General features: G+C 65.5%; 13 protein-coding genes and 2 pseudogenes. 8 read left to right on the forward strand and 7 right to left on the reverse strand.

What is annotated here, in order from left to right:
• Position 1: 1 nt before the first annotated feature.
• The 8 genes from NS1_RS19010 (at position 2) to NS1_RS19045 (ending at position 9,465) form a co-directional block, all read left to right on the forward strand.
• The gene (locus NS1_RS19010; protein WP_062986507.1) at positions 2-754 is read left to right on the forward strand and encodes a DUF8175 domain-containg protein; all 753 of its coding nucleotides are present in this window, start codon (positions 2-4) and stop codon (positions 752-754) included.
• A gap of 13 nt (positions 755-767) precedes the next feature.
• Complete coding sequence (locus tag NS1_RS19015; protein ID WP_062986509.1) at positions 768-1,457, forward strand: DUF8175 domain-containg protein; 690 nt, start codon at positions 768-770, stop codon at positions 1,455-1,457.
• The gene (locus NS1_RS19020; protein ID WP_062986511.1) at positions 1,454-3,112 is read left to right on the forward strand and encodes a hypothetical protein; all 1,659 of its coding nucleotides are present in this window, start codon (positions 1,454-1,456) and stop codon (positions 3,110-3,112) included. The genes NS1_RS19015 and NS1_RS19020 overlap by 4 nt, the downstream gene beginning before the upstream one ends.
• A gap of 73 nt (positions 3,113-3,185) precedes the next feature.
• Positions 3,186-4,679, forward strand: a complete 1,494-nt coding sequence (locus NS1_RS19025) for an SCO6880 family protein (RefSeq protein WP_062986513.1) — start codon at positions 3,186-3,188, stop codon at positions 4,677-4,679.
• Positions 4,676-6,307 (forward strand): ATP-binding protein, encoded by a 1,632-nt coding sequence (locus NS1_RS19030; RefSeq protein WP_084503850.1) that lies wholly within the window; start codon positions 4,676-4,678, stop codon positions 6,305-6,307. The genes NS1_RS19025 and NS1_RS19030 overlap by 4 nt, the downstream gene beginning before the upstream one ends.
• Before the next feature lie 25 nt (positions 6,308-6,332).
• Positions 6,333-7,070 (forward strand): type IV secretory system conjugative DNA transfer family protein, encoded by a 738-nt coding sequence (locus NS1_RS19035; RefSeq protein ID WP_062986516.1) that lies wholly within the window; start codon positions 6,333-6,335, stop codon positions 7,068-7,070.
• The gene (locus tag NS1_RS19040) at positions 7,070-8,794 is read left to right on the forward strand and encodes a type IV secretory system conjugative DNA transfer family protein (protein WP_063816193.1); all 1,725 of its coding nucleotides are present in this window, start codon (positions 7,070-7,072) and stop codon (positions 8,792-8,794) included. Before NS1_RS19035 ends, NS1_RS19040 begins: the two co-directional genes overlap by 1 nt.
• Positions 8,791-9,465, forward strand: coding sequence for a DUF4913 domain-containing protein (locus tag NS1_RS19045; RefSeq protein WP_084503832.1), 675 nt, complete (start codon positions 8,791-8,793; stop codon positions 9,463-9,465). Before NS1_RS19040 ends, NS1_RS19045 begins: the two co-directional genes overlap by 4 nt.
• 269 nt (positions 9,466-9,734) lie before the next feature.
• Here NS1_RS19045 and NS1_RS19050 read toward each other — a convergent pair.
• The 7 genes and pseudogenes from NS1_RS19050 to NS1_RS19075 form a co-directional block, all read right to left on the reverse strand.
• Positions 9,735-10,830: pseudogene (locus NS1_RS19050) on the reverse strand (IS256 family transposase); the annotation flags it as partial.
• 111 nt (positions 10,831-10,941) lie between these two features.
• The gene (locus NS1_RS42440; RefSeq protein WP_373864346.1) at positions 10,942-11,145 is read right to left on the reverse strand and encodes an IS3 family transposase; all 204 of its coding nucleotides are present in this window, start codon (positions 11,143-11,145) and stop codon (positions 10,942-10,944) included.
• On the reverse strand, positions 11,142-11,990 hold the full coding sequence (locus NS1_RS19055; protein ID WP_373864347.1) for an IS3 family transposase: 849 nt from the start codon (positions 11,988-11,990) through the stop codon (positions 11,142-11,144). Before NS1_RS19055 ends, NS1_RS42440 begins: the two co-directional genes overlap by 4 nt.
• A pseudogene (locus NS1_RS42445) lies at positions 11,936-12,133 on the reverse strand (transposase); the annotation flags it as partial. The gene NS1_RS19055 and the pseudogene NS1_RS42445, both read right to left, overlap by 55 nt.
• An 88-nt stretch (positions 12,134-12,221) precedes the next feature.
• Positions 12,222-13,289 carry a flavin-containing monooxygenase gene (locus NS1_RS19065; RefSeq protein ID WP_062986523.1) on the reverse strand — a complete coding sequence of 356 codons (1,068 nt, stop codon included), beginning with the start codon at positions 13,287-13,289 and terminating at the stop codon, positions 12,222-12,224.
• Positions 13,286-14,509, reverse strand: a complete 1,224-nt coding sequence (locus tag NS1_RS19070; protein WP_062986525.1) for an MFS transporter — start codon at positions 14,507-14,509, stop codon at positions 13,286-13,288. The genes NS1_RS19065 and NS1_RS19070 overlap by 4 nt, the downstream gene beginning before the upstream one ends.
• A 9-nt stretch (positions 14,510-14,518) precedes the next feature.
• Positions 14,519-15,889, reverse strand: a complete 1,371-nt coding sequence (locus NS1_RS19075; RefSeq protein ID WP_062986527.1) for an NAD(P)-binding domain-containing protein — start codon at positions 15,887-15,889, stop codon at positions 14,519-14,521.
• Positions 15,890-15,949: the final 60 nt, after the last annotated feature.

Below are 15,949 nucleotides of genomic sequence, written 5' to 3' on the forward strand. Positions count from 1 at the left end.
AATGTCTTTGACTACTTCCGAGTTCCGCGACACCGCTGGCTTGGCGAAAGCGCGCCGCGCGTATCTGATCGGGTCGATCAGCGCGGCGGCACTCGCCGTTGTCGGCGCGCTCGCCCTTGTCGGCGTGGGCTTCCACGGCGAGACCGATGCCCCAGGCGACGCAATCGCAACAGCCGCGCCGACCGTGATGACAACCGCCGCGAAGGGTTCGCTGGTCCCCCCGATCCCCGTCACCCACTCCCCTGCCGACCCGGACTGGCTGACCGCCTCGCCCCAGGGGCTGTCTTGGCAGCGCGTCGACGGCGTGCCACTGCCGTTCACCGGGTCGGATGGGCCCTCCCGCATCGACGGGGCGGTCGCGACCGGTTACGCCCGCACCCCGCAAGGCGCGACCGTCGCGGCACTGCAGATCGGCATGCGACTTCTCTACTCCCCCGATTTCGCCCGCGTCCTCGACATCCAGACCGCGATCTCGGCCGCCGACCGTACCCAGATCCTCACCGCCCGTATCAGCCAGCCTCGGCTGGACCCTGCCGCCGTGCAGGCCAGCACTGTGCAGCCCGCCGGCTTCAAGGTCGGCGGCTACACCGGCGACGCCGCAACCATCTATTACGCCTACCCCCGCGCCTCCGGCTCCTACCGAATCACCCGTCAAGCGGTGGTGTGGCGCGACGGCGATTGGCGCTACAGCAACGAGCTGAGCGCCCCGGCCCTGCCAGAAACGGCAGACCTGACCGGATTCACCCCGCTGTAGCAAGGAAACCCTGATGTTCACCACCCGAGAATTCGCCGAACACCCCGCACCCCGCGACCCACGCCCGCGACGGCGCTGGTTGCCGGTGGCCGTCGCCGCCGTACTGGTCGCAGTCGCCGCAATCATCGCGGTCGCCGTAATACGCGACCAGCCAAACGATTTCGCGACACCACTCGCGCCAGACGCACTCACCACCACGACACCACCACGCGAGCTGGACTGGAAGTTGATCAATGGCGTCCGCCTGCCCTTCGGCGCGGACGGGCCCACCGAGATCGATGGTCCGCGCGCCCACGGCTACACCCACACCCCGCAGGGCGCACTCGTCGCAGCGTGGCAGATCGCCACACGGGTTCTGACCGACACCCGCTACGAGCAGTTACTCGGTACCCAGGTGCGCGCCGACCTCGGCCAGCAACAGCAGGCACGCAACGCGGTCACCCAGACCCGCAATCTGTCCGCCGAAGAGTTCGAAGCAGCCTTCCGTCAGCCGGTCGCCTTCCAATTCGCCACCTACACACCGATGTTCGCGCGGATCTACTTCGCAGTGCCGTCCAACAAGGGTGGTTATGACTTCGTGCGCCGCGCCACACTCTGGGACGGCACCGACTGGGTCTACCAGGTCGATTCGGGCCTCCCCGAACTGCCGAACTCGACGGGCCTAACAGGGTTCACGACCTTCCATGACAGGGCAGGGCGATGAGCACGAACACCTGGTCGATTCTGCGGCCCATAGCGCTCGTGGGAATGCTGCTGGCGCTGATGATGGGCCCAGCGGCATTGGTCTCGGCCGAGCCGCCGCCACCGAACATGCCACAGAAACTCTCCGAACTCAGCTCCGAGCAGAAGAGCTGGCGCGACACCGACGGCGTGATCTGGTGCTCGCAGCACCCCCAGTTCCCTGGATGCGAGAACAAACCCGACACCGGTTACCTCTACCCGAACGACGACACCGCGTTCCGAGCTCAAATCAACAACGGCGCAACACAAACCACGATCGACCTGAACCCGGGCAGGGTCGCCGACAACACGATCGGCAAGGCGGTGGACTCGGCGTTCGGTAAGGCTGCCGAATCCATCGGAAAGTTCAGCGGTGACCTGCTGGTCGAGTCGATGACCTGGTGGATCGGTACCGACTCGATCAGCCTGTCCTATGCGGGCGTGATGGCGGACAAGGCACCGGTCCAGAAAGTCGTGTTCTTCATCATGATGGCCGGAATCCTCACCGGCTCCATGGTGATGATGGTGACCCGCCGCACCGAACCAGGCGCACAAATCCTGCTCGGCGGAGTCAAATACATCGTCATCTCCTCGATGGCGCTGATCGTGCTCTCCGGCGCGATCCACGCCGGAGACGACTTCGCCCACCAGATCATCGACACCGACGCCAACCAGTTCGGCCAACGAGTCCAAGCCATGCTGGGCACCTCCACCATCGGCAATCCAGGCGGCGTGCTACTGCTGGGCATCGTCGCCTTCCTCCTCGGCGCGATCCAGTGGGTGATGGGCTTCATCCGCCAAGCTGGAGTCGTCGTCTTGTACAACCTCATTCTCTTCGCGGCTGCTGGACAGCTCACCACGTGGGGCCGGAATTGGTTCCCCCGCATCGCCGCGACCTGTGTGGCGCTGGTGCTCTACAAGCCCATGGCCGCCTACATATACAGCCTCGGCTTCGGGCTCATCGGCCAGGAACAGTCACTGACCACTCTGGTCACCGGCCTGATGGTGGTCGCGCTCGCGGTGATCGCCTTACCCGCACTGCTGAAGTTCTTCGACTTCATGGGCATGAATGTGAGCGGAGGTTCCGGTGCACTCGGCCTCGCGGTGGGCGGGCTGGCGGGCGGCGCGCTCGGTGCTGCCGCAGCCATGGGCGGGAACGGTTCGGGTTCTTCCTCTGGTGGGGATGGATTCGCCAGCTTCATGTCCGCGACCGGTCCCGGCGGAGGCGAACCCGACCCGTCACCGGGCAATGGGGGCACCTCGGCGCTGACTGCTGGTGGTGGACAGGCCCAGTTGGAATCCGGGTCTTCGCCCAAGGCCCTCGGCACTGGCAGTTCCGGGCTCGAACTCGAAGCCGGCCCGAGCTCGCAGCCAGAGAATCCCGACGCCTCTGGCACACCCGCCGCACCCAACGGCAGCGGCGGAAGCGGCATCGACGTCGCCGGTGCCACCGATGCCGGTGGAGCCGTTGCGGCCGGGGGCGGTTCCTCCGCTGCCGCAGGAGCGGGCGCGGCTGCTACCGGCGGAGCCTCCATGGCGATCCAAGCAGGGCTCTCAGCGGCGAGTTCGGCCGCTGAAGCCGCCGACGATGTCGGCTCGGAAATGACCGGCGACGACCTCGGACCGGAGCGGCCATGAGCACCAACACATCTCACCCGATCAGCACACATCAGCACGCCGCACGACAGGCGGCACACGTTAGGGACACACAATGAACGACACACCCGGCTACAGCGGATTCCGCGAAGTCAAAGGCTTCGGGATGGGGCGTCTCGGAACCAGCGGCACGGCCATCATCCTGGCCACCGTGGTGGGACTCGCCTTCACCACGTTCATCGACCTGTTCCTGGCCTTCATCGGACTGTTCATCGCCATCCCCGTGCTGGCCCTGACGATCGTCCCGGTGGGCGACTCACAACGTACCGTCGTCGAGCACCTGACCTGGAATGTGCGGGCGTGGTGGGGTAACCGGCACAACAGCGACGCCTACGCCGCCGACGTCCTCGAAGAGGTCCCGCGCGGGGAGAACCTGCCCGGCGTGCTGGCCCCGCTGATGCCGTTGACTGTCGAAGACGGTCGCGGCGGCACACAGTGCCTGATCTGGAACAGGCGCACCGGCATCCTGTCGGCGGTGTTGAAGGTGTCCCCGGTAGGTATCACCCTGGCCGACAGCGCCGACACCAACGCCTGGGTCCGCAATTTCGGCAGCTGGCTGGCCGATCTCGGGTTCACACCGATCATCTCCTCGGTGGTTTTCACCTCGGAGTCCTCCCCGACCGGCGGCGTCGACCAGCGCGCCTACACCTTGGCTCGCATGGAGCGTGACGGCAAGAACGCTCCCGCACTGTCCAAGAAGATCATGGAGAAGGCCGTCAGCCAGTCACGCTCGACCACCGCCGACGTTCAGATGCGAGTCACGGTGAATTTCGATCTGTCCAAGGCATCGCCACAGCCCCAAACTCTCTCCGAAGGCGCGGCCGAGGTGGTGCGGTGGCTGCCCCGCATCGAATCCGCACTCGCCGCGGCCGGCGCGACGGTGACCGACCGCGCATCCACCGAGTCAGTGATCCGCAACATCCGCGCCGCGTTCGACCCTGCTGTCCGGGTTTTCCTCTCCGACACCCCAGACGACGACGAACTGCTGGCCTGGACCGACGGAAGCGCTCTGCGTACCGAAACCACCAAGGACGTCTACTGCCACGACTCCGGCTATTCGGTGACCTGGGTGTTCAAGGGAATGCCCAGTAGCGTTGTGCGCCAACACATTCTGCTCAAAATGGTCAGCCCAGGAAAGTACTACCGGCGTTTCTCGCTCGTCTACCGGCCCTACAGCGCCGCGGCAGCCGCCGACATCGTCGAGCGCGAGATTCAGGGCGGCAAGCTCCGCCAGGTCTGGAACACCAAGACGAAGAAGGACGAGACCCAGCGTGAATACGACGATCGTCTGCGCGCACGTAAGGCCGCGCAGGAGGAGTCGATGGGTGCGGGCCTCGGGCAATTCACGATGTATGTCACGACCACCGTGCGACGCGAGGAGACGCTGGCAGCTGCCTGCGCCGATGTCGAGGATCGAGTCAGCGCCACGAAACTGCGGTTCCGCCGGGCCCGTGGCGCCCAACCCGCCGCGTTCGCGTCCTCGCTCGGTTACGGCATCGAGCCGACCTCGGGACTCTCGCGCAGCGCCACGCAGAGGTGGCTGGCGTGACCGGCACCGGCCCGGTCACCGAAGCCGACGCGCGGCTACATCAGGCTGCGGCGCATGCGGGGTTGGCCGAGCGCTGGCTGGCGAAACTGGGAGTGATCCCGGCCTACCGCAAGCAGGAACCGCACGATCCTGACGAACCCGGCCAGGAACCGTTCAACCCGTTCGCCCCCTTCACGTCCTTGCCGCCGATTCCCGCTGCTCGCGGCGACTACCGGCCCTTCGGCGGGTACGCCCACAACGTCGATGCGGGGCGCCTGTTCGCGGGCACCACCAGTCAGGTCCAGGGCTTGTACCCCTTCCCAGCCGCCAGTGGTGCCAGGGTGCGAGGCGTCCCGTTCGGTCGCCATTTGCACACCGCAGAACCCATCGGGCTCGATCCCTCGCAATGGCTGGTCGACGGTTTGGTCACCAACACCGGCTTGTGGGTGCAGGGACAGCCCGGCATCGGGAAGTCCACCGCTATCAAGCGTCTGCTCGTCGGCCTCGTCGCGTTCGGATTCGCCGCGGTGATCCCCGGCGACATCAAAGACGAATACACCGCGCTCGTGGAAGCGTTGGACGGCAAGGTGTTCCGCATCGGTCGCGGTCTGCACAGCCTCAATCCCCTCGACCTCGGGCCATTGCGCGGCGCGATCGACGCGGCGGTCGGCACCCAACGCGACCAGCTGGTCTCCCAAGCTCGCGGCCGTCGCCTGGACTTGCTCGAATCGCTGATCACGATCGTCGGAGGCCAGGATCTCACCGCCACGGAGCGGCTGCTGCTGGCGATGACCGTCGACCAGGCCGACGCCGCCAACCAACGCCATGGTTTGCCCGACCCGACGATCCCCGAGTTGGTGCAGATTCTCGATTCCGCCACCGAGCCGCTGTTGCGCGTCGTGGCCGCCCGCGACGAACACGAGTACCGCCGCGAGACCCGCGAGCTGCGAAACACACTGGTATTGCTGTGCGAGGGCCCGATCAAGGGCATGTTCGACCGGCCGTCGAGCTTCTCCCTCGACGCTGATCTGCCAGCGATCTCGCTGTCGCTGGGAGCCGTAGAAGACGACGGTGACGACGTGGTGGCCGCCGCGATGATGTGCGCGTGGGCGTGGTCGGCGGGCCTGATCGAGGGCAAGCAGGCTGCCGGGCAACGTCGCAACGTGTTCCAGCCCCAAGACGAACTTTGGCGGGCGCTGCGCGCGGCACCTGGTTTGGTTGAGAAGTCCGACCGGATGACCCGACTCAACCGCAAACGAGGGGTCGTCTCGGCCCAGTCGACCCACACCATCACCGACCTCGAGGCGCTGCCCACCGCGTCCGACCGCGCCAAGGCCAAGGGCATGGTCGCTCGCAACGACATCAAGGTTATCGGCGGGCTCGATCACGCCGAAATGGAACGGCTGCACGAGATTTCGCCGTTCACCTCCGGCGAGAAGGAACTGGTGACGCGGTGGGCCGCGCCGCCGACCTGGGTGCCCGGTCAGCGTCACCCCGGCAGGGGAAAGTACCTCATCAAATCCGGCGCGCGCATGGGGCTGCCGGTGCATGTCGACCTGACACCGGAAGAACTCGAGCTCTACAACACCGACGGCGCCTTCGCCGGACTCAACAGCTCCACTTCTGAACAGAGCAGCCGTGCAGCATGAACGACCGACTCGGGAAAGGATCGTGATGCGGGAAGTCATCTCCGCACCGGATTGGAACCACGATCCCGGTAACACGACCACCGCCATGGTCGTGACGGTGAGCGACCATGTGGCGGCACTGCCGCACCGCTGGTGGGGGCACGCTCTGGTGTGGAACCCCGAAATGCGTGGCCCGGCAACCACCTTCCGCTGGGATCTGCTGTCCGGCATCGCCGATGCGACCGATGCTGACCGGATCGCCGAGGCACTGTTCTCCGTCGTTCGAGATGAAGCTGCGTTGTATTTCGTTCCAGAGGCATCGCTGCTGACCGCGAATCTGCTGCTGGCAGCCGTACGCGGAGGACGCACCCTCACCGACGTCCTCGATTGGATACACACCGGTGACCTGGGCGAACCTTATCGCCTGCTGGACATGAGCGGCGAGGACGGCCCGACCGCGGATCTGGATACCTTCCGCGAGGCACCGGCGGGGGAACAGGCCGCGATCTGGGCCGTGGCCCGCCAAGCCATGCTGCCACTTGATTACGACCCGATCCTCGCCGCACTGGGCGCGCACGCAGGAGCAGGGTCGACGATCGAACAGCTTCCGGTCCAGGGAGTGGGTGCGCTCGCCGCGCACCGGGAGATCTTCGTCGTCGAGGTGCCGGGCACCCGCAGCGCGGGCGTGGCCGCCGCACTGCGGGCCGAGCTGCTGCTAGCGGCTCAGGAGGCTGGCCTATCGATGCACGTAGTGAACATCGGCGCCGAGCGAAGGAGTGCGTGATGCAGGATTCCGCGCTGGCCTGGGTGTGGATCGCGGCGTTCGCTGTCGCCGGAATCGGCTACGGCGTCTCCCGAATCCACGCGCAGGGAACGTCGTGGCTGGTAATCGGTCTGGTCACGGCAGTGCTGATCCTGATGTTGGCCGTCCTGGGCTGGACAGTACACAAGGCGTGGCCGCGCGAGACGCCGGACAGGCTACTGCGCGACAAGCGCCAGATCTCCGACATGCTCGCCAAGCACGCCGCCCAGCGCGGCGCGGGTCTGCGCGCCTCCATCGAATCCACCGCGGGTGTGTCCATGCGGGAGCTGGCTCCGTTAATCGGTCGCCTTGTGGGCAAATCGATCTACGCCTCCTGGGAGGACTTCACCATCGTGCTGATGGGCCCGCGCAGCAACAAAACCTCCGCCGTCGCGGTCCCGCGCATCCTGTCCGCGCCCGGTGCGGTGATCGCCACCTCGAACAAGCCCGACCTGTGGATTCTCACCGCAGCCCTGCGCGAGGCCGTCGGACCGGTCTACGTCTTCGATCCCGGAAAGATCGCCTACGCTCCCCAAAAATGGTGGTGGAACATCCTTTCCGGCATCACGACGTTGCGCGAGGCCAAGATGATCGCCGAGCACTTCATCGAGGAGAACCGCGCCGGAGGCTCCGCACAATCCGAAGACCCGTTCTTCGCGCCAACCGGAAAGAACTTGCTCGCTTGGGCACTACTGGCCGCCGCGCTGAGTGGGCGCACCATGCGCGATGTCTTGGACTGGATCGACACCTACTCCGACAAGCCGATCGACATCCTGCACCAGCACGGAAATCGCCGCGCGGGCAACGCCTTCGCTGCGGTACTGGACCTGCCGCCCGAGACCCGAGGCGGTGTCTACGGTGAAGCCCAGACCGCGCTGGCCCCGATCCAGGACGAAGAAACCCTGCGCTGGATCACCCCGCCACACACGTGGGAACAACAGACCACGGAAAAGATCATCGAACTCGACCTGTGGTCGCTGTTCGCCTTCGAAGACGACAAGGCTCCAACCCTGTACCTGATGACTCAAGAAGGATCGGGCAGCGCTGGCGCAGTGATCGCCGCCATGGTCGCCAAGATCTTCGAACTCGGCGACCTCGCCGCATCAGCTCATGGCGGACGCGTCGACCCACCCTTGACTCTTGTCCTTGATGAGTGCGCCAACATCTGCCGGATCAAGCGCCTGCCGAAACTTGCTTCGCATCTGGGCTCGAAGTCGATGTGCGTCACCGCGATCTTCCAATCCGAAGCACAGATCATCTCCACCTGGGGCGCCGACGAAGCGGCTGCGTTGTGGGGCGCGTCGACCGTGCGCATTCTCGGCGCCGGATTGCAGGACGAACCATTCCTGCGCAAGATCTCCGGTCTCGTTGGCCAGTACAAGCCCCGCGAGCGCCGCCGCTCGCACGGTCCCGGTGGTGTCACCACCTCCAACGACCGCGGATCACTTGAGCCGATCATGCCCGTCGAAGACATCGCCGCGATGAAGAAACACAACGCGTTGCTGATCCGGCAGTCCTCGCGACCGGTGTTGATCGACCTCATTCCCTGGTACACCGAGCCGGATAAGGGCGACATCGAACGGGTCCGGGACAAGGCCACCCAGGAGGTACAGAACGCCGCGATCGAGCATCTAGGTCCGGCCAACCCGGTCGCTAAGACACTGCGGCGGCGACTCGACGACAACGCGGAGGCGAGTGCGGCGTGAGCACTGACGGGTCTCCGGACACGCGTCTTGGAGAAATGTGCGAACAGCTCGCGATGCTGAGCGAAGCGATCGTCGAGATGCGCACCCAAAACCGGTTGCTGTCAACGAAAGTCGAGCGTATCGACGCTACCGCCGCCCGCTCCGCCCAGGGACTCGACGAGTTCGAAACAGCGCTCGGAGTACTCGCTGACCGGATGACCGCGAGCGCCGCCCCGCCCAACACAGTCACCGGCGCATCACCGGGCCCAGCCGAAACGGTGGCAACCCCCGCGATTACTCCCCCTGGCGCGGCCATGGACCAGATCGACATGGAAGTGCTGCTGGACTGGGTGATCGCCAACATCGGTACGTGGGCCCAACGCAAACTACCGCGCTCGGCGACAAGCACTGCCAACGGCGCGATCTGCTGGTGCTCACAATGGTACGAACACCCCGAAGCGGTCACGGTGCTGTGGTCGCTACGCCGCGCGTGGCTTGAAGCGGTCGTCCAGCCCGGTGCCGCCATGGCCGTGTACTTCCGTGACTTCTTTTATCCGCTGTTAAACATCCTGACCAACCCAGTCGGAGCGTTCTACGCCTGTACCCCCGATAACCACGATCCTGACGCCAAGTTCATCCCAGTCACCCCAGCAGAGTTCAACCCCTTAATCACTTCTCGCCGGCCCCACTGAATCGAACCTGGGTGATTGCCTGCCATCGACTTCGCTCAGGTAGGCTCCGATCCTGCGCCGCTTTTACGCAGTTCGGATTGGATCATCGAGTGTTCCACGATGATCAAGTAACGGCTCGACCGGGCGCGACACCGCCTCATCGTAGATGATGGCCTGAATTCGCGCGGACAAGCGGCGTGGCGGGTCAAGTCCAAATGCATGGTGTAACGGGATAATCCCCGCGTGACCACAGTTGGTCAGGCGGTCAACGCTTCAACACCGTCTCCTTCCTACTCGTCAGCCAGCTCGCCGACCCCGCGCGAGCGGGCCAAAACATCGAGTCCGAGGTAGCGGTGGCCTTCGATCCACTCGTCGTGCTGCTCGGCCAACACCGCCCCGACCAGACGGATGATCGCGGTCCAATCCGGGAAGATCCCGACGACATCGGTTCGGCGACGGATCTCTTTGTTTAACCGCTCTTGGGGATTGTTCGACCAGATCTGACGCCAGATCTGTTTCGGGAACGCAGTGAAAGCGAGCAAGTCCGCGCGCGACGCATCGAGGTGAGCGGCCACTCTCGGCAGCTTCTCAGCCAACGCTTCGAGCATCCGATCATATGGTGCAGCAACCGATTCCGGGTCAGCTTGATCGAACACCGAATGTAACAAGGTCCGAACCCACGGCCACGACGACTTCGGCGTGACCGACATCAGGTTCACGGTGTAGTGCGTGCGGCACCGCTGCCACGACGCCCCGGGCAACGTCGCTCCGATCGCGGCAACCAACCCGGCGTGGGCATCCGAGGTCACCAGCTCGACCCCGAACAAACCCCGTGCGACGAGATCACGGAAGACCCCCAACCAGCCGGCCCCGTCCTCCCCGGAAGTGACTTGCAAGCCCAGGATCTCGCGGAAGCCGTCGGCGTTTACGCCGGTCGCGACGAGGGCGTGGACGTTGACCACGCGCCCGTTCTCGCGGACTTTCAACACCAGGGCGTCCGCGGCGACGAACGCGTAAGGGCCTTGGTCGAGCGGACGAGTGCGGAAGGCTTCGACCTGGGCATCCAGATCCGCGGCCATGATCGAGACGGGACTTGGAAAGCTTTGTGACACCGAGTGATTCGACGAGTTCATCCATCCTCCGGGTCGAGACACCGAGCAGGTAGCAGGTCGCGACCACGCTGGTCAACGCTCGTCCGGCGCGTTTGCGGCGCTCGAGCAGCCAGTCGGGGAATTAGGTTCCCGAGCGCAGTTTGGGGATCGCGACGTCCATGGTCCCGACTCGGGTATCGAAGTCGCGGTGGCGGTATCCGTTTCGGGAGTTGACTCGGTCGTCGCTGCGTTGGCCGTAGTCGGCCCCGCACAGGGTGTCGGCTTCGGCGTTCATGATCGTGTGGACGAAGCTGGGACTGCTGCACGAGGAGGTGACGTTGTGACCTGCCCCACCGGTTAGGTTCCAGTCTGACCTGCCCCACCGGTTAGGTTCCAGTCGCGGTGGCTAACTGACTGCGCGGATGGTGTCGTTGTCGAAGGATAGTTCGTATTCGATCGGCGTGGAATAGCCCAGCGCTGAGTGGCGGCGCTGACGGTTGTGAAAGATCTCGATGTAGTCGAAGATCGCGTTGGCGAGCTCGATCCGGGTCTTCCACTTCTTGCGGTTGAGCAGCTCGATCTGCATGGAGCCCCAGAAGCTTTCCATCATCGCGTTATCGAGACCATCGCCGACGGTGCCGAACGAGGGCAGCAGGCCTGCGGAACGGATCTTCTCGCCGAAAACCCAGGACGTGAACTGCCCTGGGTTCCGTGGTCGGCATGCACGATTCCGCCCGTATCGGGACGCCGATTGCGGATGGCCATGTCCAACGCGTTCACGACCAAGGTCGCGTCCTGCTTGGAATCGATTGACCAACCCACGATTCGACGGCTGAAAGCGTCGAGAACGGCGGCGCAGTAGACCCATCCTTCTCGCGTTCTGTGTTGCGTTATGTCGGTGACCCACAACTTATTTGGAGCTAGTCGGTGGAACTTGCGGTTGACCAGATCGTCAGCTGTCACGACACCGCGAAGGCGCTTGACCCGCGCTGGTCCGGGCAGCCCGTAGATGCCGGCTTGTGTCATGAGGACCGACACTGTTCTCGTGCAGACGGTCACGTTCATGGCGAGGGTGAGTTCGGCGTGGATTCTGCGGTACCCGTAGGTGCCGCGTGATGCCACGTGGACTTCGCGGATCAGCCCGGTCAGCCACTGGCGGCGCAGCTGGGTGGGTGTGGTCGGGGTTCGTTTGTGTTTGTAGTAGTTCTGGCGAGTGATTCCGAGGATGCGGCAGCATCGGTCCACGGGTGCCCCGGCAACGACGAGGGCGTCGATTACCGGGTAGACCCTTTTGGGCGTGGCTTGTCCTCGCCAAGGAACTTCGCGGCCTGGCGGATGATCGCCAACTCGCTTTCCAGTTCGGTGATCCGCCGTCGCGCGGCGCGCAGCTGCACGGACTCGGTAGAGGATATGCCGGGTCGGAGGCCGCGGTCGATCTCGTCTTGGCGGACCCATTTCGACAGCGTCACTGGATGAATGCCTAGCTCGACGGCGGTCTGCTTGGCTTGCTTGCCTGCGCGGACCAGTGCGATCGCGCGGGCACGGAACTCGGCAGGGTAAGGACGGGCACGGTGTTCAGCCTTCGTACAGGCTGTCAGTTAGCCACCGGAAGTGGAACCCGACTGGTGGGGCAGGTCACATTGTCACCGGATCGTGCAGCAGTCCCAGACGATGCCCGGTGGGGATCTACAGGCCGACCTTGGCCGGTGCCCGGTTGATGTGGGCGGCCAGCGCGGTGATGGCGTATTCGGCGTCGCGATGGACCCCGCGCAGGGTGTTGGAGGAGAACGACCGCTGGAACTCCAGCCCGACGTAGACCAACCCGGGGTGGGTGGTCGATACCCCGGCGCTGTGGAGGGGGTAGCCGTTGGCGAGTGCGCCGAGCTCGGTGAGGTATTCGAGGTTGGGTCGGTAGCCGGTGGCGAACAGCACGGTGTCGACCGTTTCGACGGTGCCGTCTGACCAGACGATTCTGTCGGTGTCGAAGCTGGTGAACATGGGTCGCCGGTCCATGCGGCCGGTGGTGAGGGCGTGCTGATAGTCGCCGGTGTCCATGACCAGGGTCCCGCCGACGTAGCGGATGAGCCATTCCGGTGGGAGCTGGTCGAATCCGGTGGAGACGAGCCAGTGGTGGACGTCGTGTCCGTCGCGGTGTTGGGGCAAGAAGTTGATGGGGTTGTGGGTGGCCAGGGTGACGGTGGCGTGGTCGGCGCGTTCGTAGGCGACCTGTACCGCGGAGTTGCCCGCGCCGACGATGATCACCCGTTGACCGGTGTAGTCCTCGGGGCGGCGGTAGTCGGCGACGTGCAGCACGTTGCCACCGAACTGGTCTTGTCCGGGAATTTCAGGCAGGTGCGGGTTGCCGAAAGAGCCTGTGGCGGCGACGATTCCGGCGGTGTGGAGTTGTTGTCCATCATCGGTATGGACGACGAACCCTTCCTCGGCGTGGGCCGCAATCGTGGTGACGGTGGTGTTGGTGCGGATGTCGGCGTCGAGGGTTTTGGCGTAGCGGCGCAGGTAGTCGACGACTTCGTCGCGGTGGGGGTAGTGGTCGGGATCGGCGGGAAAGTCCAGGCCCGCCAGGCTGCTGTGCTGGGCGGGCGAGAACAGGGTGAGGCTGTCGTAATAGTGCGGCCAAGACCCGACAGGATCAGGCCCGGCTTCCAGGACGACCGGGTCGAGATGGTGGTCGGTGAGGGTGCGAGCGGCGGCGAGTCCGGATTGGCCAGCGCCGATGACGAGTGCATCGATCACGAGTGTTGTTCTTTCCGTGAGGGTTTCGGGATGGTGGTCAGCGATAGGGCCGCTGCGGCTGCGGCGGCGAGGCTCAGGATCAAGAAGGTGCCCGGGTAGCCGCCCAGGCCCGAGGCCAGGGCGGTGGCGGCGAACGGTGCCGAGGCCACGGTGATGGTCATCGGTGCCGAAAGCAGTCCGGTGAGTTGCCCGTAGTGGGTCGAGCCCCAGCGGTCGGTGATCGCGGTGGCTTGGAGCAAGGTGAAGACCCCGCGTGCCATGCCCGACAGCACGGCCGCGACGGTCAGTGCTGCTGCGGTGGTGAAGATCCCGAGCAGCATCGTGGTAGCCGCGATCGCGACCAGGATCACCGCCGTACGAGTACGAACACTGGTGCGGGCGGCGAACGCGCTGTAGCCGATCCGGCTGACAACCTGCCCGACACCACCGAGCCCGAGGGCGATCGCAGCGGTGGTGGTGGAGATCCCGCGCTCGGTCATCAACGGCACGAGGGTCACCACGACCGCGAACGAGGCGAACCCGGTGACGCTCAACGCGATCGCCAACGTGAGGAAGGCGCGGCTACGCGCGATCGTGCCGGGATTACCGAGATGGACGTGATCGGTTTCGGCGTCGGGTCGGTCAGGCCAGGGCACTCGCAAGCCGAACCAGTGGCCGGGAACGGTCACGACCGCGAGGATCACCGCGAGCACCAGATAGGTTGCACGCCAATCGAACCGGGATGCCAGTGCTGCGGTCAACGGTGCGAACACCGTCGAGGCGAGTCCGCCGGCGAGTGTCAGCACCGTCAGCGCCCTCACCCGGTCGGGCCCGTACCAGCGAGTCAGCGCCGCGAACGCCGGTGGATACAACACCGCACCCATCGCCACCCCGACCAGCACCCAGCCGAGGAGAAACATCATCAAGGTCTGGGCGGTAGCCACGATGATCAGTGCCGTGACCGCGAGCACCGAGCCTGCGGTCATCACGGCTCGTGGTCCGTGTCGGTCCAGTCGGCGACCGACGAAGATCCCGGTCAGCGCGGTGAGCAAGTGCCCGGCCGAGAACACCCCGGTCAACGCGGTGGCAGACCATCCGGTGTCGGCAGCGATGGAGCCGAGCAGGACCGGGAAGGCGTAGAACAGGATTCCCCAGCTGGTGATCTCGGTGACGCACAAGACCACCAGCACCCGCCGCAACCCGGCCGCGGCGGGTGCCGCTGATGTCGAAACAACCTGCATCGCAGTGGATCAGCGCACAGGCGAGGAGATCAGGGGCAGTTCCTGGATCGCGGTCGGCACGCTCAGGGTCAACTCCTGCGCCGCAGCCGGAGCCGCGCAGCACCCGCCCGCAGATTCTTCGGCCGGGGCATCGAACAGGCCGGATCCGCCGCAAACACCGGTGTCGGGCAAGGTGAGCTCGACCCGTTGGGCGGCTTCGTGGTCACCGGCGAGAGCGGCGACGATGGAGCGGACCTGCTCGTAGCCGGTCATCGCCAAGAACGTCGGCGCGCGGCCGTAGCTCTTCATTCCCGCCAGGAAGACACCGAATTCGGGGTGGGACAGTTCGGTGACTCCGTGCGGGTAGACGGTGCCACACGAGTGGGCGTTCGGGTCGATCAGCGGCGCCAGCTGAGTCGGCGCCTGCAAGGTCGCATCGAGATCGAGGCGGACCTCCGAGAGCCACGACAGGTCCGGGCGGAAACCGGTCAACACGATGACTTCGTCGATGCCTGTCACCGGGTCACCTTCGGCCGGAATCAGCGTGAGCTGGCCGTTCTCGTTCTGCTCGACGGTCTCGGTGCGGAATCCGGTGACCACGGAGATGTGTCCGGCTTCGACGGCGGCTTGCGCGCGCAGCCCGAGTGCGCCGCGGGCGGGCAGTTCGTCGGCTTGTCCACCGCCGAAGGTGGATCCGATCGCACCACGGCGCAGCAGCCAGGTAATACGGGTGTCTGGGTGCTCGGCGGCCAGCTCGGCGAGCACGATCAGCGCGGTAAGCGCGGAGTGCCCGCTTCCGGCGACGACGACGTGGTGACCGGCGTGGCGAGCGGAGGTGCCGGGGTCGGTGAGGTCGGGCACCCGGTAGGAAATATGTTGCACCGCAGCGATTTCCCCGATCGCGGGCAGACCGTCACCGCCGAGCGGGTTCGGTGTGGTCCAGGTACCGGAGGTGTCGATGACCGCGCGAGCGGTGATCCGCTCCTCGCGGCCGTCGGCGGTGCGAATGTGCACGGTCAGCGGTTCGGTGTCGCGTCCGGCGTCGACGACGCGGTCGCGGCCACGGCGTGCCACACCGGTCACTTCGGTGTTGAACCGAGCCTGCTTGCCGAGCGATTCGCCGAGCGGGCGCAGGTAGTTGGCGACCCACTCCGCACCGGTCGGATAGCCCTCGAGGTCGGGTTCGGTCCACCCCTGAGCGTCGAGCAGGGGGCGGGCGGCGGGGGCGATCAGCTCGGCCCAGCGGGAGAACACCCGCACGTGATGCCACTGCGCGACGGCGGCACCGGCGTGCTCACCGCGTTCGAGCAGCAGGAACGGCAGTTCGCGGCGGGTGAGTTCGGCGGCGGCGGCCAGACCGACCGGGCCAGCTCCGACAACGACTACGGGCAGGGCGTTCATCACGAACCTCTTTCATCGACTTGGATCGATTAACTACGGCCGAGAGTATCGACTGAGGTC

The sequence above is a fragment of the Nocardia salmonicida NBRC 13393 genome, assembly GCF_001613085.1.
GTDB classification, from domain to species: domain Bacteria; phylum Actinomycetota; class Actinomycetes; order Mycobacteriales; family Mycobacteriaceae; genus Nocardia; species Nocardia salmonicida.

Coding starts and splice junctions, on each gene's coding strand:
- NS1_RS19010 (WP_062986507.1), top strand. CDS start 2: ATGTCTTTGACTACTTCCGAGTTCCGCGACACCGCTGGCTTGGCGAAA.
- NS1_RS19015 (WP_062986509.1), top strand. CDS start 768: ATGTTCACCACCCGAGAATTCGCCGAACACCCCGCACCCCGCGACCCA.
- NS1_RS19020 (WP_062986511.1), top strand. CDS start 1,454: ATGAGCACGAACACCTGGTCGATTCTGCGGCCCATAGCGCTCGTGGGA.
- NS1_RS19025 (WP_062986513.1), top strand. CDS start 3,186: ATGAACGACACACCCGGCTACAGCGGATTCCGCGAAGTCAAAGGCTTC.
- NS1_RS19035 (WP_062986516.1), top strand. CDS start 6,333: ATGCGGGAAGTCATCTCCGCACCGGATTGGAACCACGATCCCGGTAAC.
- NS1_RS19040 (WP_063816193.1), top strand. CDS start 7,070: ATGCAGGATTCCGCGCTGGCCTGGGTGTGGATCGCGGCGTTCGCTGTC.
- NS1_RS42440 (WP_373864346.1), bottom strand. CDS start 11,145: ATGATGGAAAGCTTCTGGGGCTCCATGCAGATCGAGCTGCTCAACCGC.
- NS1_RS19055 (WP_373864347.1), bottom strand. CDS start 11,990: ATGGGTCCGCCAAGACGAGATCGACCGCGGCCTCCGACCCGGCATATC.
- NS1_RS19070 (WP_062986525.1), bottom strand. CDS start 14,509: ATGCAGGTTGTTTCGACATCAGCGGCACCCGCCGCGGCCGGGTTGCGG.
- NS1_RS19075 (WP_062986527.1), bottom strand. CDS start 15,889: ATGAACGCCCTGCCCGTAGTCGTTGTCGGAGCTGGCCCGGTCGGTCTG.